Origin of the sequence: Halalkaliarchaeum sp. AArc-GB (assembly GCF_031432225.1) — an archaeon.
Classification (GTDB): Archaea; Halobacteriota; Halobacteria; order Halobacteriales; family Haloferacaceae; genus Halalkaliarchaeum.
Window position 1 is genome coordinate 53740 of the sequence record NZ_JAVKGM010000003.1, and the last position, 25292, is coordinate 79031.

Here is a 25292-nt window from a genome sequence, read left to right on the forward strand (position 1 = left end):
TAAAACGCCTATTGGTACCAATGAACACCCCCGGTGTTTTGTCCAGCGCCGATCGCACTGGTGCACGCTCTACAGAGTCCGAGAGAGTGCATATAGACGAGTCAGTCCTCGTTATCGCTTCGATCGGCGTCCTGAGCGTTCTGGTCCTTGGCAGAGATCCGTCCGTAATCTCGATTGCAGCCATCTCTGCGATTTCAACAGTCGCCGTGACACGGTTTGTAATAGAGCGTCGAAAGGTATCGGTACTCTACCTTGCTCCGGATGATTGTCCTGACAACCCAACGGAATCAGAAGACGCCGAGGACGTCAACTCCAATGATATCGACACCGGATCGAGTCCCGATAAGCGGTCGGAACCGGGGGCAAACGGGGGGCCTGAGGCCGAAGTGATCGACGGCCGAACGCTGGCCGAACTGCTGGAGGAGGCAGGTATCGTCACCGAAACCGAGGCGGGAGACGATCTTCGACTGACTGACCGCTTTGCGGACGTCTGGCATCGGCGGATCGAACGCGTTCGAACCGGCGACCGGGCAAGACAGCAGCTGGCGTTGGTACTCGAGGTCGATCCCGACGAACTGGTCACCGAAGAGACCGACGGGACGTTCATCGTACGACTGGGTGGAAACACGCTCGGAAAGTGGCCCTCCGAGGCGGCGTCTCTGGCGGACGTCGCGTTGCATCCCACGCTTGGTGAGTGGTTGCCGGTGTGGGATGATCTAGACGGGGGATCACGGGACGAACTACTCGGTCGGTTGCGGGCGTTCCTGGAGACGTGCCCGACGTGTGGAGGCGAACTGCAGGCCGTCAAAAAACCGGAAGCCGGAAATGAGAGAATCGAGATTTCGTTGATGTGTGAGGAATGTGGGGCAGTGACGTTTCGGGGCGCGTACTGAACACCGTCGATCGCATACCGAACTCGAATTCAGCTGTACAGTGACGGCAGAATGAACTGTCGAGATCGGTTTACTGTAACTTCTTTTCGGTAATCGCTGCTTGTTGGACGGTAATCAGTAGTTGTTCGTCCCCGTGGATCGATTACTATCGTCTGAACACGGAGTGTAACGGAGAATAGAGGCATTGCTTTCGGGGAGTTTCACGCGAAATAGAGCTTGCAGTGTATACCAAAGGGGGTATGGAGTATGTGCTTTCACTGAGGCGCGCACCCCCCGGACGTCGGGTCGGTGCCGCCGGAAACCAACGGAGAGAACGACCATGCAACGACGCAAGTTCCTGTACGGAGTAGGGGCATCGGCAATCGGAGGCAGCGCGCTCGTCGGTTCGGGTGCGTTCAGTAGAGTGGAATCGCAAAGAGATGTGAGCATCCAAGTGGCCCAGGACCCGGACGCGTACCTGGGTCTGGTCCCGATGGACACGCCCAACAGCGACAATTACGTTGGGCTGGACGAATATGGGCATCTTGAGATCGATATCGCAGATCAGCCCGAGGGTGAAGGTGTCAACTCAAACTCGACTACTTGGTTCGACGGGCTATTCAAGATTGTCAACCAGGGCAAAGACGAGATTACGAACCTCTGTTTCGGGATGCAGCAAGAGGATTTCGAGGCACTCGACAATGTTAATGTCTGGGTTTACACGTACGATTGTGATGACGAAGATAGGAACCTAGGTGGTGATGATGAGGAGTATGTTGAGCACAAGTTCCATGTCGTCGGAGGCGGGGGGCACGGCAGAGCTTGCCACGATGACTGGCCCGACTTGTACCCGGGTGCGACGGACGACTGGTCGCTGGAAGTCGGTGAGGAACTATGCGTCGGACTGAAAGTGGAAACGAAGGATGTCAACGCGTATGGTGATGATGACGAGTCGCCCAGCACCCTCGTGGACGGAACACTTACCATCGAGGTCGACGCGCCGGGCGCTGGGGAACCCGGAGAGTGATCGCCTGGTGATCAAATAGGTGTCATAATATGGATAGACGAAGATTCCTGGTCGGGCTTGGCTCGGCCTCGGTCGGCGGGAGTGCGCTGCTCGGTAGCGGTGCGTTCTCGCGAGTTGAAGCGCAACGTAGCGTGACTATACAGGTCGCAGAGGATCCCGACGCGTACCTCGGGATGGACAAGTGTAGCATCGGCGGATCGGAGACGCCCAACTCGAGTTATGCCCATCTCGACGGTAACGGACATCTCGAGATCCTGATGAACCCGGATAATCCGACAATCGGAGAAACCGATCTCGGAGAGGGCATTAACTCTGACTCGCGAATGTGGGCCGACAACGTCTTCCAGCTCTGCAACCAGGGCAAGGAAAACGCCTGCATCTGGATCGAAGACTACGACGATGAGTTGTCGGACCCTCCTGAACCCTATGAGGATGAACGACGAGTCGACTTCTATCTCGGAGACAATCGCGACCGATCGATCGTCGGTGAGGACAACGCGATCGGCCTTCCGCTGGGCGAATGTGTCTGTATCGGGCTCAAAACGAACTCGAAAGGTCTCAGCGAAGGAGACGAACTCCTCGAGGAACTCGACAACGAGATCCGGATCGTCGCCGACGTCGACGGCGACTGTACCTTCGACCCTGAAGAAATCACCGAGACCGGACGGATCAGCCTCGCCTACGAGGACCTGCCGAAAGACGAATCAGACTGGGACTACAACGACTGGGTCGTCGACATTGATGGCACTTTCACACGTCGGATCGAAGACGGTGAGGACTACGTCACGAACTTCCTATGGAATGTCGTCCCGCAGGCTCGCCTGGCCGGTGACAGCCACACGTTCGAGTTCGAGTTCGACTGCGGTGGCGAGTACACGGTAACATATTACGACAACGAGGGTGAATCCCTTAGGGACGATAGCAGTTCGTTCTCTGCGGGAACTGTCGCTATCGAGGTCTGGGATGATACGGACGAAGTCCTCGACACGCTCGATGAGGGGGATGACGCCTGCGTGATCCCCGACGAGTGGGCCCAAATAGATGTGAACTTCGACGAACCCGGATGCGACTTCGAAACCCTCGGCGACACGTTCGCCTGCCACGGCAGCGACCTGCCGTTCAACCCAATCCTCGAGAACAACGACAAGGACGTTACCGTCGAACGAGGCGATATTCGGTTGCTGGTCGTGAACGAAGAGTGGAGCTGGCCCACCGAAGGGACAGCGATCTGGGACGCGTACGGTGGCGTCGATGAAGATGACGATGGTCGTCCTGACTTCGGCGAGGACTGTGATCTCGGCGACGTCACGGGGGATGTTGTCGAATGTAACATCGCTGTGCAGTTGGACAACAGCTTAGAAATCGAAAACGACGGATAATGGCCTAGAAACACCAAAAATTCTATTTTACTACATTCTTCAGCGTGATGTGATCCGGAGGATCACTCTCTTCGAATTCTATTTCGGCCAATATCTGTATCATCTCGATTAGGATTTCAACAGGTCGTATTTCGCGCGCGAGAATGCAGCTCTTCGATTATCTATCTACCCACACATATACATCAAGCTTCCAACATTCTGTATACAATGAATTACAGCATATACCATATCATAACTAATTTAATATAATTACCGCTATTGGGATGTAGAGCCATCACCTCTAGCGAATACATCTTTTAAATATATACAAGGTGCGTAGAATATCCCACCACATATCAAAAATAGTAATATTATAAGAAGAATCGGGTCGTGCGGTCGAAACTCGGCCCTAGCCCTCATCTAAATACCATAATTGATAATAGTAGCGAGAAATATGTTTAATCGAGAAACGTTCTTTGACAGAAATAGCATGTTGTCGTAACCGGCGTAATCTAGACAACTAATTCACTTATACTACCTCCCTCGTTGGGCTCGTTGCAGATCACACACGTTGAGAGACGCGCAACTTGCTGTGTCACGCAGCTTACTATGCTATTAAAAGATAAATAATATTATAGTAATTTATTTGATACATGGACATCCTTTAATAGTTGCTTCGTAGACCGGCTCAGTATGACATGTAGTAAGAGCAAGCCATATTATAAAAATTTGATATATTTCTCTTTAGCCGTGGCAGTTATCGTCGCTTTCTCAGCTGGTAGTGTCGCCTTAACGGACCATTCAACAGCGGCGATCTCTACTTCTTCATCCGCCGATGTCGATATCGATTCGGACCTCAAAAACGAATCTGGCACAATCGAACTGATTGTACAACTCGAAAGCGTCAGCAGCAATGAGCGAAACGGGGTTTCGATCGAAGAACACAGAGAGCAGGTACACCACGCCCAAGAACCGATCACAGCGTTTGTCGAGTCTCAGCCCGGTCTCGAGTTAGAAAAGAAGTTTTGGATCACGAATGCGGTGCTCGTTTCTGTCGATACTGAACAAGTGCCACTCGAGAAGATTGCAGCGGTCGAAGGGGTGACTCAATTACATCCTAATTTCGAAGTGACTGCAACGGATTCGACGGATTCAACAGACGTTCGCCCCGAATCAGTCGATCAAGAACGAGTCACTCGCGGTGAAAACAGCGTGACTCTTACCCGAATGTCCACTATTTCTGGCGGGGAGGTACTAACACACAGATCCGTTGGATCGGAAGATTACGACACTGTTTACGGAGTCGAACAAGTTAACGCACCAGCAGTGTGGGACAAGTACGGTGTACAAGGTGAAGGTGTCAAAGTGGCAGTTCTGGATACCGGGATTGACGCCGACCACGATGACCTGGAATTGTACACCACGCAATCGGGAGACCCAACCTATCCGGGAGGATGGGCCGAGTTTGACAGCAGTGGAAATCAGATCGACGATTCGACACCGCACGACACTGGAACCCATGGAACACATGTTAGCGGTACCGTAGGCGGAGGGGCTGCAACTGGAACCCATATCGGTGTCGCTCCCGAGGCCGACCTCATGCACGGACTCGTGCTCCCGGATGACGGGGGTAGCTTTTCACAGATAATCGGTGGGATGGAATGGGCTGTCGAAAACGACGCCGACGTCATTACCATGAGTATGGGAGTTGACGGTTATTACTCGTCGTTTATCGATCCGATCCGCACTGCTGAAGACAATGGAGTAGTCGTGATGGCATCAATCGGCAACGATGGAGAAGAGACCAGTAGTAGTCCCGGTAACGAGTACGATTCTGTCGGTGTCGGGGCGAGTACGTCCGATAAAGAGATGTGGGATCGTTCGGGTGGCGAATTGATCGATACCGACGATGCATGGGGTGCAAGTGCACCAGACGACTGGCCGGACGAGTACGTGGTTCCCTCGGTCACAGCTCCAGGATTGTGGATCACCAGCTCGGTACCCGGAAACGACTACGAGACCAAAGCAGGCACCTCCATGGCCGCCCCCCACGTCGCCGGCGCAGCCGCGCTCATACAATCGGCCACAGACGAACACCATTCTCCGGACGAGATAACAGAGGGCCTCCAGGAAACCGCCTGGAAACCCGACGACTGGGACCCTGAACAGGACGCGAAGTGGCATCTCGAAACCGAACATGGCATCGCTGACTCCCGCTACGGCCACGGCATTATCGACGTCAAAGCCGCGATCGACTACCTGATGGAGGATCAGCCCTCGTTCCAGGTCGACGACGCCGACATCGATCCGGACCCGATCCTCGAAGGCGAAACAGTCGAAGCGACCGCTACGATCGAAAACGTCGGCGATACCGAGGGCGACTTCGAGGCCGAGTTCCGGATCACCGACGAGGACACACAGACCCTCGACACCGAAACCGTCACGCTCGACGCTGGCGAGTCCACCTCCGTGACGCTCTCGGGGACTGTCGACGACGCCGGTACCTACGAGGCCGACGTGAGTGGCGAGCCCGCCGGAACGCTGACCGTCGAGGCGCCCGCCGATCTCGAAGTCACGGATGCAACGCTGGTGGACGAGACGATCCTCGAGGGCGAATCTGCCGAGATCGAAGCGACCGTCGAGAACCACGGCGACCGCGAGGGCGAACTGACGGTCGAACTCGAGGCCGACGGAGCGGTCAGAACCAGCACGACCATCTCCCTCCACGGCGGCGAAACCGGCACCGTCACGTTCCACGAGACGTTTGCTGAGCCGGGAGATTACGAGATCACGGTCAACGGCGTCAACGCTGGCATCCTGACCGTCGAGGAAGCCACTCCCGAGTTCCAGGTCACCCACGCGACGCTCGACACCGACACCATCCTCGAGGGCGACGCCGCCGAAGCCACGGCAACCATCGAAAACACGGGCGACGCCGAGGGCGACTTCGAGGCCGAGTTCCGGATTACTGACGGGGACGGACAGACCACCACACTCGACTCGACGACCGTCACCCTCGCCCCCGACGAATCCCAGACCATCGCCCTTTCTGGCACTGTCACGGAGACCGGCACCTACGACGCCGACGTGAGCGACGAACCCGCCGGGGAACTCACCGTCGACCGACCGGCAGTCTTCGACCTCTCTGACGGCAGCCTGAGTGATTCGGAAATCGTCGAGGGCGAGACGGTCGAGGTGACTGCCGACGTCGAGAACGTCGGCGACCGTGACGGCACCTTCACTGCCGAACTCCTCGTCGATGGGGTTCAAAAGGACACCACCGACGTCGACGTGATCGCGGGCGAAAACGAACCGGTCTCGTTCGCTTATGAACCCACCGAGGCCGGCGAGGAGGACCTCGCCATCGAGGGCGACGACGGCGACGGCGACCGGACCGGGACCACTGCCGGCAGCCTGACCGTCCTCGAACCCGCTGAATTCGAGGTCCGCGATCCCACCGTCGAAGACACCGAAATCTTCGAGGGCGAAACGACGGCCGCGACGGCGACGATCGAGAACGTCGGCGAAGCGGATGGCACATTCACCGTCGAACTCACCGACGACGACGGCTCCGGGGCCGAGATTCGCAACGAGACCGACGTCACCCTCGAGGGCGGCGAATCCACCCAGGTACAGCTTTCGGACACCTTCGAGACCGCCGGCGAGTACGCGATCGAGATCGGCGACGTATACGCCGGAACCCTCACCGTCGTCGAACCCGAGCCTGCCGAGTTCGAAACGAGCGACGTGAACCTGGACGAAACGACGGTTCTCGAAGGCGATTCGGTCACGATCGAGGCGACGATCGAAAACGTCGGTGACGAGTCCGGCGATCACGTGGCGACCCTTTACGTCGACGGCGAACAGACGGCCACCGAGCAGCACTCGCTCGACGGCGGCGAGTCGACGACCGTCACCTTCGCCGAGACGTTCGACGAGGCAGGCGACTACGAGATCGGCGTCGACGACGGCACCCCGGTCACGCTCACCGTCGACCGGCCGGCGACCTTCGAGGTCCAGGACCCCCAACTGAACGAGACGACGGTCCTCGAGGGCGAATCGGTCGACGTCGACGCCGTCATCGAAAACCACGGCGACCGCGAGGGCGAACTGACGGTCGAACTCCAGGCCGACGGCGAGGACGTGACCTCGAAGAGTGTAACCCTCGCGGGCGGCGAGACGACGACTGCGACCTTCACTGAATCGTTCGCGGACGCGGGCACGTACGAGATCACGGTCAACGGCGTCCACGCGGGCACCCTCACCGTCACCGAACCGGCCCCCGCCGAATTCGAAATCCGCGACCCCAGCCTCGAGGAGACGGCGATCCTGGAGGGCAAAACCGCGGCGGCGACGGCCACTGTCGAGAACGTCGGCGAGGCGGACGGGACCACCACCGTCGAACTCACCGCCGATGACGGCTCCGGAGCCGAGATTCGCAACGAGACCGAGATCACCCTCGCCGGCGGGGAGACGGCAGCCGTCCGACTCGAGGCGACGTTCGAAACCACAGGCGAGTATACGATCGAGATCGGCGGGGAACACGCGGGCACCCTCGCAGTCGAACAACCCGCGACGCTCGCGGTGATCGACGCCGACCTGAGTCAGGAGGCGATCCTCGAGGGCGAGTCGATCGACGTGACCGCCGACGTGGAGAACGTCGGCGACCGTCAGGGGACCTTCGACGTGTCGCTTTCGATCGACGGGGCGGTCGAACGGAGCCAGGAGACCACACTCGAGGCCGGCGAAACGGAGACTGTCACCTTTACGGAACCGTTCGCCGACCCCGGAACCTACGACGTCGGGGTTGAGGGGGCCCACGCCGGAACCCTCACCGTCGAGGAACCCACCTCCGAGTTCGAAACGCGGGACGTCATCCTGGGCGACGATCCGATCCTCGAGGGTGAGTCGACCACGATCGACACCACGGTCGAGAACGTCGGCGACGCGACCGGCGATTACGTCGCCACGCTGTACGTCGACGGTGACCCCGAGGCCACCCAAACCGTAACGCTCGATCCCGGCGCGTCCACGACCGTCAGCTTCGAAAAGTCGTTCCAGCAGGCGGGAACCTACGGGATCACGGTCGACGACGCGTCCGAAACGACCCTGACGGTCGAACGGCCCGCGGTCTTCGAACTCTCCGCGGGCTCTCTGGACGACTCCGAGATCGTCGCGGGCGAGGAGACCACGATCGCGGCGACCGTCGAGAACGTCGGCGACCGGGACGGCACCTTCACCGCCGAACTCCTCGTCGACGACGCCGAATACCAAACCACGGACGTCACTCTCCCTGCGGGCGAATCTGACACCATCTCATTCGCCTATGGACCGCCCGAGGCCGGCGAATACGGGATCTCGATCGCCGGCGACGACAACGATGGCGACCGGGCCGAAACCGTCGCCGGCAGCCTGACCGTCCTCGCGCCGGCGAACCTCTTCGTGGTCGCCACCGAAACGACCGAGTCCGAACTCCCGGTCGGCGACGAGGTGACCGTCGAGGCGACCGTCGAGAACGACGGCGACGTGACCGGCGAGCTGACGGTCGAGCTGGAACTCGACGGCGACGGCGTCGTCGACGAGACCGTCGAAGTGGCGGGACGGGCCGCCGAGACGGTCGAGTTGGCTTACGAAATTTCCGAACCGGGCGAGTACACCCTTGCCGTCGACGGCGAACCCGCCGGCACCGTGTCGGTGATCGACCCGGCCGCCGACGTGAAAGTCGGGCCGGCCAACCTGACGACAGACGAGATCGAGGAAGGCGAGGAAGTCGGCGTGAACGTCACCGTCGAGAACCGCGGCGAGTACGACGCCACCGCCGACCTGGATCTCCGAGCCGACGACAGAACCCTTACCACCGAATCCGTCACCGTCCCCACCGGCGAAAACGCGAACCTCACCCTCGCGCACGCGTTCGACGACCCCGGGGAATACGAGATTCACGTGAACGACGCTTTCGCCGGGAACCTCACCGTCACCGAAGCCGACAGCGGAAGCAGTGGTGGCGGTGGTGGCGGAGGCGCTGGTGGCGGAGGCGGTCCTCCGCCGGGATTCGGTAGCCCCCCGAGCGACGGTGACCAGGAAACCGAGCCTGGGGCGTCGGTCGTGGTCGAGTCCACCGACGATGGCTCCACCGTTTCGGTGAGCGATCCGTCCCCCTCGGAGCCGGTCACGTTCGATCTCGCGGAAAGCGGCGAGGGCGAGTCAGTCAGTCACTCCGGACTCGAACTCTCGCTGGGCGAGGGCGCCGAGGACTTCCATCTCGACGTGTACACCCCCACCCGCGAGCCGCACGCGGTCCCCGAACCCGAGGGACGCGAGGCGATCGGCTACCTCCGCGTCGAGCGGAACGGGATCGAAAACGACGACATCGAGGAAGCTCGCTTCGCGTTTACGGTTCGCTCCCACGAACTCCCGGACGGCGCCGAACCCGACGACGTCGAGATGCTCCGGTACCACGACGGCGAGTGGCAGGAACTGGAGACGACTCACGAGGGGGGCGACACCTACACTGCGGTGACGCCGGGCTTCTCCGAGTTCGCGGTGACTGCGGGTGACGCCTCCGACCCTCCCGCCGCCAGCCTCGAACTGCTCGAGACAGGGATCGACGAGGAACGCATCCACGTGGGCGAGGAGGCCGTCATCGAGGCGACCGTCGAAAACGAAGACGAGGTCGACGGCGAGTACGAAGCCGAGCTCCGGATCGACGGGGAAACCGTCGAAACGAAGACGATCGAGGTCGCACCCGGTACGATAGAGACTGTTCCGTTCTCGATCGCGTTCGGCGAGGCCGGCACCTACGAGGTCGAACTCGGGGACGGAGACGAAGCGAGCGAGTTTGAAGTCACCGTCGAGCCGTCAGTGAACACGGATGCTGCAGGCGAGACGGGCTCCGACGACGATCCCGGATCAGTCGACGGCGAGGGAGCACCCGACGAGGAGAGCGCTCCCGACGAAGAGAGCGCCCTCGACGAGGAGGCGAAGTCGGTCGAGGACGTGGACGACGGTGACGACGGAGGCGAGAGGGACGATGGGGACGACGGGGCCCCCCTGTTCGACCTCCCGTCCCCGCTGTGGACGGCCGGCCTCGTGGGGATGGTCCTCGTGGCGATCCTCGTCAACCTGCTGGTCATCGGCCCGGAACTGTCACGCGTCGGAGGTGACGTCGAGGGCTCCCGGACGAGCACGTCCACCACGTCGCACTCCGAGTTTCCGGAGGTGACGACCGATCGCGGAACGACTGGCGCCGAACCGGCCACCCCGCCGTCCGAGTTCGATTGGAGCGGCGACGATTGAGGCCGGTCGCTGTGTCGGATATTTTTTTTTTCAGTGAACGTGTACGTGTAGTAATTGCTCCATACCAAAATACACTGGTGTCCAACTGGTGAACGGGAGCGGCCCACTGGCGACGCAGGCCTGGGTTCGCTCCGACACCCATCTCCCCCCGGGTGCCTTTTACTGGCTGTCGACAACCGTCAACCATGCCCACGCTGCTCGACACGTACCTCGAAAACCGATCGCGCATCCAGCCGAACCACACGAACAACTACGGAATGGCCCACGGGGGCAACGTGATGAAGTGGATGGACGAGGTCGGTGCGATGTCGGCGATGCGGTTCGCCGGGCAGACGTGTGTCACCGCCAGTATCGAGGGAATGGACTTCGAGAAGCCGGTCCCGCAGGGCGACACTGTCCTCATCCACTCGTACGTCTACGCCGCCGGCCGGACGAGCGTCCGGGTCCGGCTACAGGCGTACCGCGAACATCCTCGAACCGGCGAGATAGAACGCACTACCGAATCCTACTTCGTGTTCGTCGCGATCGACGAGGACCGAACGCCCGTCTCCGTCCCGGAGCTCGCGGTGAAGACTGAAAAGGGTCGACGGCTCCGGGATGAGGCGATCGAAGGGGAATCACACCACTGAACGTCGTCAGGTCGCGACGGGGACGCCACACCGGTTCGTTTTAGCGGCTTCCCGCCGACGATCCCGACATGAAGGTCCGCGGCGATCGCGAGTGTACCGACTGCGGGACGCGCTGGTCCTACTACGACACCGGGGAGATCGCATGTCCCGGTTGCGGGAGCCTCCGGAGCGTCGGCGTCGAAACCGAGCGCAAGCGGCACACGGACGCGCCGGCGACGCTCGACCTCACGCGATTCCGGGAAGCGGTCGCCGACGCGGAACCTCGCCGGGGAGCCGACACAGAGCTCGAAGGGGTCGACGAGATCGCAGACGAACTGGGATCGACCCTTCGGGAGTACCTCCGGAAACGCGGGTTCATTCGAGGGGGCGAACTCCTGCCGCTCGACGACACCTATTTGGCCGCCCGGGAACTGCTGGAGGTCGTCCACGCCTACAGGCGACTCCAGGATCCCGACGAAGCGGCGAGCCTCTACGTACTGAAACTGTTGGAAGGCACTGACGAGGGCGCTCGTCCCGAACCGGAAGCTGTGCCGACCGCGCTGGCACCGGCTCGGGGGCTGGCCATCGCGACTGTCGTCGAAGCGTATCGGGACGAACTGGTAACGTACCTGAGCGACCTCGATGAGGCTACCGAAACCGAGGAGGACGCCGTCGGCACTGACACAACCGACGTGACGACCGTCCTCGGTCGGCTGCGAGACCGAACGAAACGCGTCCGGGCGCTGGAGGGCGAGGTGGATCCCGCCGAGGCCGAGACGCTCGTCGTCGCCGCCCGGGAAATCGGTGCGTACCTCCGGGACGACGACCTCGACGCGCTGGCGCGGGGTCACGATAGACTGGCCGACGTGGATTGACTGAAAAACGGGGGGCAGGGCACCACGAGAAAATTTATTCGAGATACGGTCGACACACGCGCTCGATTCCGGTTTCGAAGTCGATCCGTGGCTCCCAGCCGGTCGCGGCTTCGAGTTTCGAGGGATCCGCCCGCGTGTGGTAGACGTAATCGTCGTACGGAACGTCGATGTATTCGGGTTCGACGTCGGTTCCGAATGCCCCGTTGAAAAGGTCGATCATCTCGTTGAAGCTGTACGCCTCGCCGGTGCCGACGTTGTATATCCCCGACAGGCGCTGGTCTGCGACCAGTTCGGTCGCCCGGACCGCGTCCTCGACGTGGAGGAAATCCCGGGTCTGCGTGCCGTCGCCGAAGACGACCGGCGATTCCCCCCTGGCGATCGCGTCGGCGAACTGCGAGACGGTGTTTGCGTATCCGCCCTTGTGGGCTTCGTTGCCGCCAAACCCCTGATACACTGAGAAGTATCGCAGCCCCGTCACCGAACAGTTCTCCTCGGCGTACGCCGACGCGTACTGTTCCCTCGCGAGTTTCGACGCCTCGTAGCGGGTTCGCGGTCGAACGGAAAGCGACTCCGGTGACGGACGCTCGCGGGTTCCATACACCGAGGAGCTGGAAGCGTACACGACCGTCTCACAGCCGAGGTCGCGTGCGACCTCTACCGAGTTCACGAACCCCTCGACGTTGACTCGCACCCCGCGTTGGGGCTCTTCGTCGTGCATGTCCCGCGAGGAGAGTGCCGCGAAGACGAACAGTGCGTCGACCCCCCCGAGTCGGTCGCGGACCGTGTCCGTCAGATCCGGATCGAGGACGCTAGCCTCCAGAAACTCAACGTCGTCCACCAGATTGTCGGTCGTACCAAGGGAGAGATCGTCGACGACGAGGACGTCGTTTCGGGGAGCGAGACGATTCGCGAGGACCGACCCGATGAAACCGGCGCCGCCGGTGACGAGCACGCGGGCGTTCTCCATACCCGAACGAGCCGCAGGCAGCCAAAAAGCTCTGTCGAGACGGCGGCTTCGACGACACGGCACCGACAGCCGCCGATATATGCACACCACGCATTACCAGATTCCGGAACGTTTCCGCAAGTTATAGCACGACTGCGAGCGAACGTCCGGCAATGAGTCGGAACATCCAGGTCAGCCAACTCGACCGACGAGCGGTCGAGGACCAGGAAGTCGAAATCGTCGAGCGAAAGGGGATCGGTCATCCGGACTCCATCTGTGACGGCATCGCCGAATCGGTCTCGCGGGCGCTCTCGCAGATGTATCTCGATCGCGTGGGGCGGGTCCTCCATTACAACACCGACGAAACCCAACTCGCCGCCGGGTCGGCGGCACCCGCGTTCGGCGGCGGCGAGGTCGTCGAGCCGATCTACGTTCTCATCGTCGGCCGGGCGACCCGGAAATACGACGGACAGTCGCTCCCGGTCGATTCGACGGCGCTTGCAGCCGCAAGGGAGTATCTCGCCGAACAGATACCGAAACTGGACTTCGGCACGGACGTCGTCGTCGACACCAGGCTCGGCGAGGGCTCTGGCGACCTGCAGGAGGTGTTCTCCGAGGAGGGTGCCACGGTGCCGATGGCAAACGACACCTCCTTCGGCGTGGGACACGCCCCCCTGACTGAGACCGAACAGATCGTGTACGCCACCGAACGGCAGCTCAACACGACCTATGCGGCCGACAACCCCGAACTCGGCGCCGACATCAAGGTGATGGGAAAACGCGAGAACGACCGAATCGACATCACCGTCGCGGCGGCGATGATCGACGAACACCTCGAGGACATCGAAGCGTACGACGACGCCGTCGAGCGGGTTCGCGAGTTCGTCACCGAACTCGCGCGCGATCACACCGACCGGGAGGTCCACGTCGACGTCAACACCGCGGACGATTACGAGGACGGATCGATCTACCTCACCGTGACCGGCACCTCCGCAGAGCAGGGTGACGACGGATCGGTCGGCCGCGGGAACCGCGCCAACGGACTCATCACCCCGAACCGGCCGATGAGCATGGAGGCGACCTCCGGAAAGAACCCCGTAAACCACATCGGAAAGATCTACAACCTGCTCTCGACGGAAATCGCCGAGTCAGTCGTCGACGAGGTCGACGGGATCCGGGACCTCCAGGTGCGACTCCTCTCCCAGATCGGGCGGCCGATCGACCAGCCCCACGTCGCCGACGCCCAGGTCGTGACGACCGACGGCGTCGAACTCGTGAATATCCAGAGTGACATCGAGGCGATCATCGACGACGAACTCGCGAACGTCACCGACGTCACCCGACGGGTCGTCGAGGGCGACATCTCGACCTTTTAGAACGGCTACCGTGCGCCGTGAAGTACTTAAAAGACCACGAGCCACGGCGCAGTCACGACGAACAGCGTCGAGAGCAGTCCTTCCCGTCGCCCGACCGTCTTCAGTGCAGGCGTCGCCTCTCCGCCGGCGACCAGCGTTCGACCGCCGGCGACGGCGAACGCGACGGGCGCACCGAGTCCCAGCAGCCCGCCGTACCAGCCCCCAGTGACCGCAAGCAGCGCGACGCCGTGATAGCTCAACGACGCACGCCGGAACAGCTCTCCCCGACGGCCCGTCGCCGAAAGGAGGCTCTGGACCCGGATCACGCTGCCGACGTGAAACGCCAGAAACAGCAGCCAGAGGAGCCCCGCCGTGCGGCTGTCCAGTCTCAGCAACACGGCGCCGGCAGGAACGACGATCGACAGCGCACAGAGCCCGGAAAGCTCCCCGCCGAGCGGGACGGGCCACCCAGTTTTCCGCACCCTGAGGTCGAGAACGACCGCTGGGACTGCGGCGGCCGCGAGTATCCACACCGGTCCGACCTGGAGCGCCAGGCCGGCCGCGACGAAAAGAATTGCCACCACTTCGACAACAGCGATCAACAGGAGACGACGGCGCGCAGCGGGGGCATCCCGAATCCCACGACGGCGGAGCGCCTCCCGGAACAGCAGTGCGAGTACCGCGAGAACGACGAACGCCACGAACGCCCAGAGCACACCGTCCGCCGGCATTCCACGTGCGACGACGACGGCGAGGGGAGTCAACACGCCTGCGGTGAGCATGACCCACGCGCCGTGCTCTGTGGGGATCGGTGGCAGAATACGGCGTCCCGTCGCGCCGTTCTGTGGAGTGGTTCCGGAACGCACCTATTCTAATTTAAAATACGCACACGTATGCCTCTCGATTTCTCCCGGTCGGAACTGTCACCTCGGACTCAGTGGGAAACGTCCAAAATCAGTCGAAACCAGTCGATGCGATCCGAACGTCCCCGACACGCCAATCCCGAATCGTGGCTCAGATGATCGGGACGTTGATTGCCGAGAACAACACTGCCATCCGGAGGAACCAGCCGCCGATGATGACGAAGCCGAACTTCGTCACGTACGCGACTTTCTCCGTGGTTCCGCCGAGCGAGAACCCGTCCATGCGGTTCGCCAGGATGATCACTCCGGAGATCACGAGCGGTAGGATGAGGCCGATCACGACGACCCCGACCCAGAACTCGAAGGCGAACGTGCTCGTCAATCGATCGTAGGTGGCGAGTGCGACCGCGCCGTCTCCCTGGAGGACGTACAGGAACGCCGCCAGGATCGCGATCTCGCCGAGGATGACCACGTCGTCGGCGAGGCTGAACTCGTGGACGCCGGTGTCGTGGACGCCTTTCTTGATCGTGGTGACCGCGACGGTTGCACAGATCCCCATGGAGAGCCCGCTCGCGAGGAACAGCATCGGGAGCAACACGGGGTGCCAGAGCGGGACGACTGGGTAGACGTCGCTGATGAGCAGTGCGGTATAAACGATCAACACGAGGCCGACGATCGCGCCGATCGCGTTGAGCGCGAGCCGCTCTCTGGTCGTCGGGCGGGTGAAGTCAGCCACGCGGTTGATCCGACGGAACGGGAGACCGAACCCGGTATCTTCACCGAATCCGAGCCAGAGCGCCTGGATGATCGCTAACAGTACGAACACCCCGATGATCCAGATACCGAGCGTCATCCAGGAGCTCATCTGGGTGAACAGCCAGAAGTAGGCGACGTTCGTCGGCTCGCCGAGGTGGAACAGCAGTCCGAGGCCACCGACGACGATGGCGACGACCGAGATGACCATTCCCCACCTGGCGGTCAGGCTGTAGGCGTCCGCTCGTTGTTCGTTGCGATAGCTCAGGTAGTCGGCGACGGCGCCGGTGACGTACGCCCCCCCGGCCAATCCGCCGAGGAAGAGGTACGTCCCGATCAGCGTCCCCCACAGTTCCGATGGTGATTCAAACATGGTTTTGGGTTCCTGTTTTCGGTGTTAGTTTCGTGGTGTCAGTCATTCGATTGGCGTTCGTCGAGACCTCAGTACGGATCGGGCGCCTCCAGCCCGACGTCTGCGTGTGTCGTTGGTCCGGACACGCGATCGGTATCGACGTCGGAGGGGTCGTCCCCGACGTAGATCACGTTCGGATTCGAGACGTCGGTGTGGAGTTGGAAGACCTCGTCGTCGTCGAAGTCCTCCAGGTACTGGTTCGGGTCGCTTTCGGGATCGTTGAGGTCGCCGAACTGGATCGCGTTCACCGGACAGGCGTCGGAACACGCCGTGGTTCCTTCCTCCTCCTCGGTGAATCGCCGGTGGGCACAGAACGTACACTTGCTGCAGGAGCCGTCCGGCGGCGGACCGGCAACCCACCGGTCCACTTCGTCTCGCCGCTGTCCGGTGAAGTAGCCCGTCATGTCGGAGTACACGAACGAGTTGACGTGATACGGACACGCGACCTCACAGTACTTGCAGCCGAGGCAGGTGTCGTAGTTACACAGGACACGCCCGTCGTAGTGCTGGATCCGGGAGTGGTTTGGACAGACCCGCACGCAGGGCGCGTCGTCGCAGTGTTGGCACGGACGAGGGAGCGACTCGCAGTCGGTTTCGTCCTCGTACTCGCGGTCTTCCCGCTGATAACGGTGGACGTACATCCAGAAGTCGCCGACGTGCGTCTTGTTTTCCTCTTTACAGGCCTGGACGCACTGGAGGCACTTGATGCACGCATCCGTGTCGATGACCATGCCCATGCTGCGCTGGCCGATCGACTGGGCGGCGACGGACTCCTGATTGCTTTCGGCATCGAGGTTCTCGAAAGTGTCGTCCGTCGAGTCCTCCGAGAGGAAGCCGGCAGTCCCTGCAGCTGCCGCGCCGGCGGCAGCCGCCCCTCCGGCCTTCATGACCGTCCGGCGGGAGACCGGCTGATCGCCCAGCGGAATGTGTGGGTGCGGGGTGTCCTCCGTCCCATCGGCGGGATCCGCGTTCCCCGTTTCCTCGAAGTCGGCATAGTCGACGCCGAACTCCTCGCTCACCTCCTCGCGGTATCGTTCGTGAAACTCCTCTTCGGAGAGCTCCCCGCTCGTGATCCGGCGGGCGTCCTTGGCCATCCGCTTTGCCAGTTCGGTGTCGTAATCGACATCTTCGAGGAGCCGTTCGGCCCGTTCGTCGATGTCGGCGTGTGGATCGTCGTTCATAATTTCAATGGGTCGGGCAGTACTCGGGTCCGAGGCTACAGTCGAGTTCTCTTCTCGACCACCGTCGAGTGTCATCGTTTCGGTACGCGACCGACCGAGTCATCCCTTTCACGGGAAAAAATAGGTCAGTAGCTGGGATTGGTATTCGGCTGTATATTCGGCCAGTTTATATACCAATTCCACACAGCGATGGTCTCCGGTGGTGAAGCGCAATCGCCTGCGGAAGCGAAATCAGCGCAAAAACGTCGCCTGAGGCGTCCTACACCGGTGTGAACAGGCCCAGGAACAGGGCCAACACTACCGTCGAGCCGATGATTGCGGTGGCGATTGCGACGAAGTATCCGAGGCCGATCGCCGCGGTTCTGACGTCGTTCGGGGCGTCCGTGAACCATCCGATCAGGATGAGGTACAGCGGTAGCCACAGGACGCCGAACAGTACGTATAGGCCAAGTGTTGTCGTACTCATGCTTCCACCTCCTCTATCGATTCATCAGGGTTCGTACAGCAGATTCCCGTCCCGGAGCACATCGGAATGATTTTGATCAGGACGAGGAACGCCAGGATACCAACGAACAGCACGCCGAGCGAGATCACCCACTCGACGTTCGTCGGGAAGTAGGTTCCGTGCTCGTAAGGCAGTCCGATCGGGAACATAAGCGGCTCCAGGACCGCCAGGTTCTTTTTGATGAACACGCCGAACATCACGGTCATCGACGCGACGACGCCGATCTCGGGCGTGATCGACCGGTACATGTAAATCCAGGTCAACGCCAGCATCGGGAAGACGAGCAGGGCGATGGAGGTCCAGAAGTACGTGGACAGCGCCCCGTACATCATCGCGTCGGCGATCGCTGCACCGCCCAGCGGCGACATCGGGAACACCATCGGCATGAACTGGTTGAACAGCGCAATGAGGTAGACGAACGTAAACAGGGCAAGCCCCTTCCCGAGATTGACGAACATCGCGTCCGGGAGCGCCTCCTCGAGACCGTAGATCCGGCGCATCGCGTACGCGATGACGGTAAGTGCGCCGATCCCGGCGGGGATCCCGCCGGTGATGAAGACGACCCCCTGAATCTTTCCGTAGTAGCCGGGCTGGGGGCCGACAACCCCGAACAGCCATCCCGGGACCATCCCGGCAGTGACGACCAGGAGCAACATTCCGGCACCCATGTATTTGAGCATCGAAGTCAGCTTCCGACCCTCGGTCGGACTGTAGCCGATCGTGAGCAGTTTCTGTGGGATCCTGGCGCGAAGCGGAAGCTCGACGTCCATCCATCCGTAGTCGCGCCGGAGCGACATCGCGAGCATCGTCGTCGACACCACGATCAGCATGGTGACGAACGTCACGTCCCACGCGAGCGGGGAGTGTTGGACCGTGGTCGGCCAGCTTTCCATCACGTAGATCACCCGCTCGGGTCGACCCAGGTCGATCACGATGAGGAACGACGCACAGATCGCGGAGATGACTGCCCACAGCTCTCCGATCCGAGCGAGCATTTCGTACTCTTCGATCTCTCGAAACCGGATGTATCCCGCGATCGCGATTGATCCGAGCGCAGCACCGGCGTACCACTCGAAGGCACCGATGTAGACGCCCCAGGTGACCCCGGCTTGCGTCCCCCAGGACGCCATGTCCGTGACGACCAACCCATATCGAAGCTGGTGAACTAGAGCCTCCGCGTAGATCGCTCCAAAGCCCAGCAGCACCAGCAGGAGGACGATGTACTTCTTGCTCAGGCTGGTGAGCGGATTCAGTACGACCTGTTGTGCAAGTGTTTCCTGATCAGTTGCCATCGTCGTCACCTCCGTCGGCGTAGACGTCACGACCCGGACGATCCTTGCTCAGGCCAGCGTTCTCGACCGTCTGCGGCCCGTCGACCGGCTGCGGGTGACCCTCCGGCTCGTTCCCGATGTAAAAGACGTTCGGGCTGGTGTTCGCGTCTTTGAACAGCCGGAACTTCGAGGCGGAACTCTTCTCGTCGAGGTGCTGTCGCGGTGGGCTCTCCTCGTCTTCGAGATCTCCGAAGTGGATCGCGTCGACTGGACACGCGTCCTCACAGGCGGTCGTTCCCTCGAGCTCCGGATCCCCGGAATCCTGTCGCTGAATACAGAACGTACATTTGCCCATCACGCCCTGCGGCGGATCGCCGGCAGAGGTGACTCCGTCGACCTCTCGGTCGTAGTCAAACTCGCCCTCCGACTCGGTCCACTGGAAGTAGTTGACGCCGTACGGACAGGAGATCTCACAGTACCGGCAACCAGTACACCGGTCGTAGTCGGTGAGAACGATCCCGTCTTCCGTCCTTCGATACCGGGACGACGTCGGGCAGGCGTTCACACATGGCGCGTCCGAACAGTGCTGGCAGGGCCGCGAGAGGTGGTGGGTCTCGTCGGTGTAGTCATCCTGCTGGTAACGGAATACGTACATCCACAGCGATCCCTCGGACGTGTTGTTCTCCTCGTTGCAGGCCTGCATACACTGGAGACAGGCAATACAACGCTCAGTGTCGATCACCATTCCCATCTGCTTGTCGGGCTCGGGATCGTCCTGATCGTTCGCCGCGACACCGGCGCCCTGCAGCGCCGCGGTACCGCCGATCGCGGCGGCACCGAGCATGCCGGCCGTCTTGAGCACCGACCGCCGGGACGGTTCGTCGCTCCCGGGGACGCCCGGAAGCGGGCCGTCCGATCCCGGGCCCGGATCCCCAGCACCGGCGGTGTTTCCGCGGGAGGAACCGTAGTTGACGTCCGGGTCAGTGGGCCGATCGTCGACGCCGAACTCATCGAGGATCGCATCGTTGTGCTTCTCGTGGAACTCCCGGTCGCTCATCTCGCCGGCGACCAGTCGGCGGGAGTCACGAGCGAGCTCGATCCCGAGCTCCGTGTCGTAATCGACGTTCGCCAGGATCTCCCGTGCCCGTGCTTCGTCGATCCCGTCGGCTGTGTCGTCGCCAGTTCCGTCACGAAAACCGTGAGTCGATGGTGGCTCCCTATACGGCGGATCGTTTCCCTGACTCATAGCTGTATAATTTAACTAGAGTAGGGAAAGGGTCCGTTTGAATATGACAGTAGTTTATATACCTGCCCCGGAACAGGTCGCGTTCAGCACTCTCGCGAGAAAACCGATTCATCCGGTTGCGAACTGGGCCATCCTGTCCATCTACAACAGAGTCGAACCGCGAGAACTACCGCTCGAACAGAGCCACTCTTACCTTCAATATTAATGAATCCTCACGGATAGGCTCGGAGAATCTTCCTGCAAGTTCGGCGTACGAGTGCGCAGACACACCAAGCGAATCTCGATGAACGGACTCTCCGCGGCGGAAGTCCGAAAAAGACATCGGTAGAGATCTTTCGGCGTTGGTTTCTTCGTAGTCATACCGATCCTGGGCAGCCTACTTAAATCTCTTCATAATCTTTACTAGTTCTGATATCATCTGTAGTAGAATCTATTCGTATGAGCAGTGACGATCACGAACGGCAACATCCCGATGAAGCCCCAGCTTCCGAAAGCTGTGACGGCGGGGGCTGCCATCGGACGAAACGTCGACTCCTCCTGAAATCAGCGGCAGCCAGCGGAACGGTTGCGCTCGCAGGCTGTCTCGGGATGTTCGAGCTACCCGAAGACCAGCGGTACGTCGGTCGGTCGGACCCGCCGGACGCGGAGCCCGACACTGATCCCGGAGACGACGAAGATCCGGACGACGACGAAGATCCGGACGATGACGATCCTGACGAAGCCCAGGCGTTCGACGTAGATTTCCTCCGAGAGGAGACGACGGTGAACATTCCCGAGGACGAAACCCTGTTGGTCGCCGGCGAGGAGGCGGGTCTCGATCTCCCCTACCAGTGTAGAGTCGGCGTCTGTGGACAGTGCAAGGCCCAAACCGACCGGGATGCCAACGAGGTTCAGGAGATGGACGGCAACCAGTACCTCGACGACGACGAGATCGAGGAGGGGTACCTCCTCACCTGCGTCAGCTACCCCCGCGCGGACTTCTCTGTTGACAGCCACCCGGACGAGGGCGACGACATCTGGGACGACGTCGACGACGAAGAAGACGCCACGCACGCCGTCGAGTTCCAGAACAACGCTGCCACGCTCGACATCTCGGAGGACGAGACACTGTTGGATGCCGGCCTCGACGAGGGGCTGGACCTGCCATACCAGTGTGAAGTCGGGGTTTGCGGGCAGTGCAAGGCCAAAACCGACGGCGACGCCAACGAGGTCCAGGAGATGGACGGCAACCAGTACCTCGACGACGACGAGATCGAGGACGGCTACCTCCTCACCTGTGTCAGTCATCCCCGGGCCGATTTCTCGATCGACGAGAACCCGGAGTAATTGCCGGTAACGTGGGCCAGATCGTTCTGAATGTCCGGTCTTCTCCAGTTCGGGGTTACCTCAGTCGCGCGTTACCTCGTCGTTTCGGAGGCGCTCGATCGACCTTCGACGAGTGACACCGAGGCACACACCGAAAATCCTATTACAAATAAACTGTAATTTCCGTATGCGGGTAACGATTGTCCCCTGGCGACCCGCACTATTGACGTAGCCGCCAGCCGGCAGTGTCGACCTATTCACCTTCGAAACCGAGAGCTATCGAAACCATCCAAAGAAAAGTCGCGGTTGCGGGCTGTTCTGTCACGAACGGGTGAATCGAGGGAGTTGCCCTACTCGATGATTTCGAATTCGCTTTCCAGCACGCCGACGTTGTAGAACTCGCCCTCGTTGGTGATTTCCACCTCGTAGGTGACCGTACCGGGCTCTTCGTCGTCCGGGATCTCCTCCCACGTGGTCTGCCAGTACTGGTCTTCATCGTCCCATTCGAGCTCGGCCGAGAAGTCCCGATCCGTCGTGAGCGTCGCTTCGTCGACCACGTCGGTACCCACTGGTTCGCCAGTGGAGCCGTCGTAGACGCCGATGTCGAAGATCACCGTCATTCCCGTCACGAACGCGCGCGAGGGACCACACGAGGAGACGAACTGTGCGTCGTCCGGGATCCCGTCGCTGGATGTCCGCAGGTCGTCGGTGACGACGTAGTTCTTCGGATCGTCGAACTCGATGACCTCGAATTCGCTTTCGAGGATGCCGACGTTGCGGTACTCGCCTTCGTTAGTGACCTCCACTTCGTAGGTGACGGTTCCGGGTTCCCAGTCGTCCGGAACCATCCAGCTGTTGTCCCAGTACTGATCCTCCTCGGACCACTCGAGTTCGATGGACGGTCCACCGTCGATCTCGACGGTAGCCTCGTCGACGACGTCGTCACCGACGATGTCGCCCGTGGCAGGGTCCCAGATGCCGACCTTGAACACCGGCTGCATTCCGGGAATGAACTGCCGCTGGGGCGAACACGCTTGTGCGAAGCCGCCAGCGCCTTCGGGGACGCCCGCGGAGCCGGCGATGATGTCGTCGGTGACGACGTAGTTTTCCGGCTCCGGCGTCGGTTCCTCGGTCGGCGTCGGTTCGGGTGTCGGTTCCGGCGTCGGCTCCTCCTCGCCGGCACAGCCCGCCAGCGCAACCGACGCGAAGCCGGCCGTCCCCGCCAGGACCGCCCGACGCTGCGTCGAAACGCGGCCCTTGCTGTCAGTTGTCTGGTTTCGACTCTCCTCGTCAACCGCTGGGCTATCCCCTGGCATCACACTCATGTTTCGATTTCAAAGGTTAATAAAGTCATGTCGAATATACAATTGTTTATAAGCAAATTCGAGAGATTAATTATACAGTTGTTTATACACAGGCCGGGAACGTTGAACTCCTTGTATAATGGATGTCAGTGCGAGCTCCGGGGGCAGATAGTAGGCAACAACCACGTAAACAACCTCGGGCGCGGTGGCCCGAGGCTTTTGTAGTTCCCTCAGCCGTGCAGTAGCACTCCCTGCTCGGCAAGCGAGCGGGATGAGGGTGGGCGGCTTACGCGTCCCGACCCGGACAGACGCACCAACCGAACCTGTGGCTGGGTTTTGTGAGTCCGGTAATTCGTCGTGTTACCGTCGAATTTCGCCTTCTCGCGCCATGCAATGTTCACAGACGCATTCCGGTCGGCGTGGTCTTGTGTCACATCACACTCGTCGTTCGCACATCGGAACCGCCGTCCCTGCCGACTGCCACGCTCACCACAGCACGAACACGTCTGCGAATTGTAATAAGCGTCCACTGTGTCCGTGGGAATCTCTTGCCACGTCGCCTTGTACGAGACAAACTTCTCGAACTTGTGGAACGGCAGTTTGTGCAACCGGCGGTTCATATACGTCCCGTACTTGATTTCGTCGCGGATGCCGCTCATATCCTCGAACACGATAACCGGAGTCGAGAATTGCTCTGCGAACTCCACGACAGCACGGGAAAGCCGATGCAACACCCACTCGGTGAACCGCTCCTCCTTGTCACCGAGTTTCCGGTGGATGCTCGTCTTACCGTGTTCCTGACAGCGTTTCGTGATGGTGTGGTAGCGTTGGCGTTCCTGCTTGACTCGTCCGTAGTCGAGGACGAGCGTGCCCTTCGTCCGCATCGTGTCGCGGTCGAGGGCGGTGAGAGCGATATTGCGCTCGTTGATGTCCACGCCAACAAGCGTGTCGCTGGTGTCGGGGTCGGGCACGTCGAACTCGCGTGTGACCGTGACGTGTAGGTAGTACACGCCATCGCGGTACAGGAGTTCGGCCTGCCCAACATCCACTTCATCCGACGTGATAGCGTCTCGAAGTTCGTCCATCGCATCTGGGTCGCCGCGTAGGTGTCCTTTCACCTTCTTGTAGGGTTTCGGGCTGATGCGGAACTGGACGCGGTTCGTGTCTTCATCTACGGTGAGGCGGTAGCCTTCCGTGTGTGCCATCACGACCGGATACGCACCAGATTTGTCCGTACTCGGAGGCGTTGGCTTGCCTCCATCAGGATCATCCTGTTCTTCCCACCAGTTAAGGAGTGACTGGTATGAGTCCCACGTTTGGAGGGCTTTGCCGACGACCGCGCACTTGTTGTTCCGCAAGAAGTCGTCGCGGTCAACCTCGTTCTGTATCTCAGTGCGCGTGTGGCCCTGTTGTGTGAGGCTGATGGTGTCGTTGAATATCTCGCGTGATGCAAGGCGGGCGTCGTGAAGCCACGACCGCTCACCAGACGCGATGTGAAGGCGCGTCTGAATCGTCTTTGTGGCTTCTTCACCCATGCTTTGACACTCGTTCCAGACTGTCATAAATATAGGGATTCAAGATGGAAGAATACCGTAGTCATGCACATTCAGTTAGTTCCTGTAAGTATCACTTCGTGTGGTGTCCAAAGTACCGCCATCCGGTTCTCAACGTAGTTGAAGACGATGTGCGGGAGTTGTTTGGTGAGACTGCTGACCACTTCGGTCACAAGATTCTCGCCTTGGAGATTGCAGACGACCACGTTCACCTGTTCGTGCAAACAGACCCGAAGTACAGCCCTGCGAACATCGCTCGGCAATTCAAGTCGTACTCTGGCAAGCACTTGCTGGAACGGTACCCCGAGATTCGAGAGTCGTATTTCTGGGGTGGCGGATTCTGGAAAGTCGGATACTACGTTGGGACGACGGGAGCGATGTCTGAGGAAGTGGTTGAACGGTATATCGAAGAGACGGAACACGCGGCGGAGTGACGCGCTTCACCCCCGCCCACGGTGGGGCGGGGAACTCGCGCTGCTTTTCGTTTAGATCACCGGCGGATCTCGATTCGAAAACCCCAACTGATGCAGAGCGAAGACTCACAAAAGCCAAACAGTTCCAG

18 protein-coding genes are annotated in these 25292 nt (G+C 60.7%); 9 read left to right on the forward strand and 9 right to left on the reverse strand.

From position 1 onward, the window contains the following. Nucleotides 1-386 precede the first annotated feature (386 nt). From RH858_RS05065 to RH858_RS05090, 6 genes are all read left to right on the forward strand, one after another. Nucleotides 387-893: a hypothetical protein gene (locus RH858_RS05065; RefSeq protein WP_310561279.1), complete on the forward strand. Its 507-nt coding sequence runs from the start codon at nt 387-389 to the stop codon at nt 891-893. A 319-nt stretch (nt 894-1212) separates the two neighbouring features. Further along, complete coding sequence (locus RH858_RS05070; RefSeq protein WP_310561280.1) at nt 1213-1899, forward strand: hypothetical protein; 687 nt, start codon at nt 1213-1215, stop codon at nt 1897-1899. 29 nt (nt 1900-1928) lie between these two features. Continuing rightward, nucleotides 1929-3278, forward strand: coding sequence for a hypothetical protein (locus RH858_RS05075; RefSeq protein ID WP_310561281.1), 1350 nt, complete (start codon nt 1929-1931; stop codon nt 3276-3278). Nucleotides 3279-4484: 1206 nt separating this feature from the next. Continuing rightward, nucleotides 4485-10553, forward strand: coding sequence for a CARDB domain-containing protein (locus RH858_RS05080; protein ID WP_310561325.1), 6069 nt, complete (start codon nt 4485-4487; stop codon nt 10551-10553). A 185-nt stretch (nt 10554-10738) separates the two neighbouring features. Beyond that, nucleotides 10739-11182, forward strand: coding sequence for an acyl-CoA thioesterase (locus RH858_RS05085; RefSeq protein ID WP_259535891.1), 444 nt, complete (start codon nt 10739-10741; stop codon nt 11180-11182). Nucleotides 11183-11250: 68 nt separating this feature from the next. Beyond that, nucleotides 11251-12036 (forward strand): hypothetical protein, encoded by a 786-nt coding sequence (locus RH858_RS05090; RefSeq protein ID WP_310561282.1) that lies wholly within the window; start codon nt 11251-11253, stop codon nt 12034-12036. Between the two features lie 34 nt (nt 12037-12070). On the opposite strand, the gene RH858_RS05095 is transcribed toward RH858_RS05090, so the two are convergent. After that, nucleotides 12071-13003 (reverse strand): NAD-dependent epimerase/dehydratase family protein, encoded by a 933-nt coding sequence (locus tag RH858_RS05095; RefSeq protein ID WP_259535888.1) that lies wholly within the window; start codon nt 13001-13003, stop codon nt 12071-12073. 152 nt (nt 13004-13155) lie between these two features. Between RH858_RS05095 and RH858_RS05100 the strand changes: the two genes are divergently transcribed. After that, entirely contained in the window at nt 13156-14358 is a 1203-nt protein-coding gene (locus RH858_RS05100; RefSeq protein WP_259535886.1) for a methionine adenosyltransferase, read from the forward strand. Nucleotides 14359-14384: 26 nt separating this feature from the next. Here the strand turns inward: RH858_RS05100 and RH858_RS05105 are convergent, their stop codons facing one another. The 6 genes from RH858_RS05105 to RH858_RS05130 all read right to left on the reverse strand — a co-directional run bounded on the left by RH858_RS05105 (nt 14385) and on the right by RH858_RS05130 (nt 20568). Beyond that, nucleotides 14385-15203 (reverse strand): YwiC-like family protein, encoded by an 819-nt coding sequence (locus RH858_RS05105; protein ID WP_259535884.1) that lies wholly within the window; start codon nt 15201-15203, stop codon nt 14385-14387. Nucleotides 15204-15351: 148 nt separating this feature from the next. Beyond that, nucleotides 15352-16326 (reverse strand): NrfD/PsrC family molybdoenzyme membrane anchor subunit, encoded by a 975-nt coding sequence (gene nrfD, locus RH858_RS05110; protein ID WP_259535882.1) that lies wholly within the window; start codon nt 16324-16326, stop codon nt 15352-15354. Nucleotides 16327-16394: 68 nt separating this feature from the next. Next, entirely contained in the window at nt 16395-17546 is a 1152-nt protein-coding gene (locus RH858_RS05115) for a 4Fe-4S ferredoxin N-terminal domain-containing protein (RefSeq protein ID WP_259535880.1), read from the reverse strand. A gap of 259 nt (nt 17547-17805) precedes the next feature. After that, a complete protein-coding gene (locus RH858_RS05120) occupies nt 17806-18012 on the reverse strand; it encodes a hypothetical protein (RefSeq protein WP_259535878.1) in 207 nt (68 codons plus the stop codon). Further along, nucleotides 18009-19343 carry an NrfD/PsrC family molybdoenzyme membrane anchor subunit gene (nrfD, locus tag RH858_RS05125; protein WP_310561283.1) on the reverse strand — a complete coding sequence of 445 codons (1335 nt, stop codon included), beginning with the start codon at nt 19341-19343 and terminating at the stop codon, nt 18009-18011. The genes RH858_RS05120 and nrfD (RH858_RS05125) overlap by 4 nt, the downstream gene beginning before the upstream one ends. Next, on the reverse strand, nt 19333-20568 hold the full coding sequence (locus tag RH858_RS05130) for a 4Fe-4S ferredoxin N-terminal domain-containing protein (RefSeq protein ID WP_310561284.1): 1236 nt from the start codon (nt 20566-20568) through the stop codon (nt 19333-19335). The genes nrfD (RH858_RS05125) and RH858_RS05130 overlap by 11 nt, the downstream gene beginning before the upstream one ends. A 438-nt stretch (nt 20569-21006) precedes the next feature. Here RH858_RS05130 and RH858_RS05135 point away from each other — a divergent pair, with 438 nt between their 5' ends. Next, nucleotides 21007-21894 carry a 2Fe-2S iron-sulfur cluster-binding protein gene (locus RH858_RS05135; RefSeq protein WP_310561285.1) on the forward strand — a complete coding sequence of 296 codons (888 nt, stop codon included), beginning with the start codon at nt 21007-21009 and terminating at the stop codon, nt 21892-21894. A gap of 329 nt (nt 21895-22223) precedes the next feature. Here RH858_RS05135 and RH858_RS05140 read toward each other — a convergent pair whose 3' ends face one another. After that, a complete protein-coding gene (locus RH858_RS05140) occupies nt 22224-23189 on the reverse strand; it encodes a hypothetical protein (protein ID WP_259535871.1) in 966 nt (321 codons plus the stop codon). A gap of 218 nt (nt 23190-23407) precedes the next feature. Beyond that, the gene (locus RH858_RS05145) at nt 23408-24712 is read right to left on the reverse strand and encodes a transposase (protein ID WP_310561286.1); all 1305 of its coding nucleotides are present in this window, start codon (nt 24710-24712) and stop codon (nt 23408-23410) included. 44 nt (nt 24713-24756) lie between these two features. Here RH858_RS05145 and tnpA point away from each other — a divergent pair, with 44 nt between their 5' ends. After that, nucleotides 24757-25164 carry an IS200/IS605 family transposase gene (gene tnpA / locus RH858_RS05150; protein ID WP_259534411.1) on the forward strand — a complete coding sequence of 136 codons (408 nt, stop codon included), beginning with the start codon at nt 24757-24759 and terminating at the stop codon, nt 25162-25164. Nucleotides 25165-25292 lie beyond the last annotated feature (128 nt).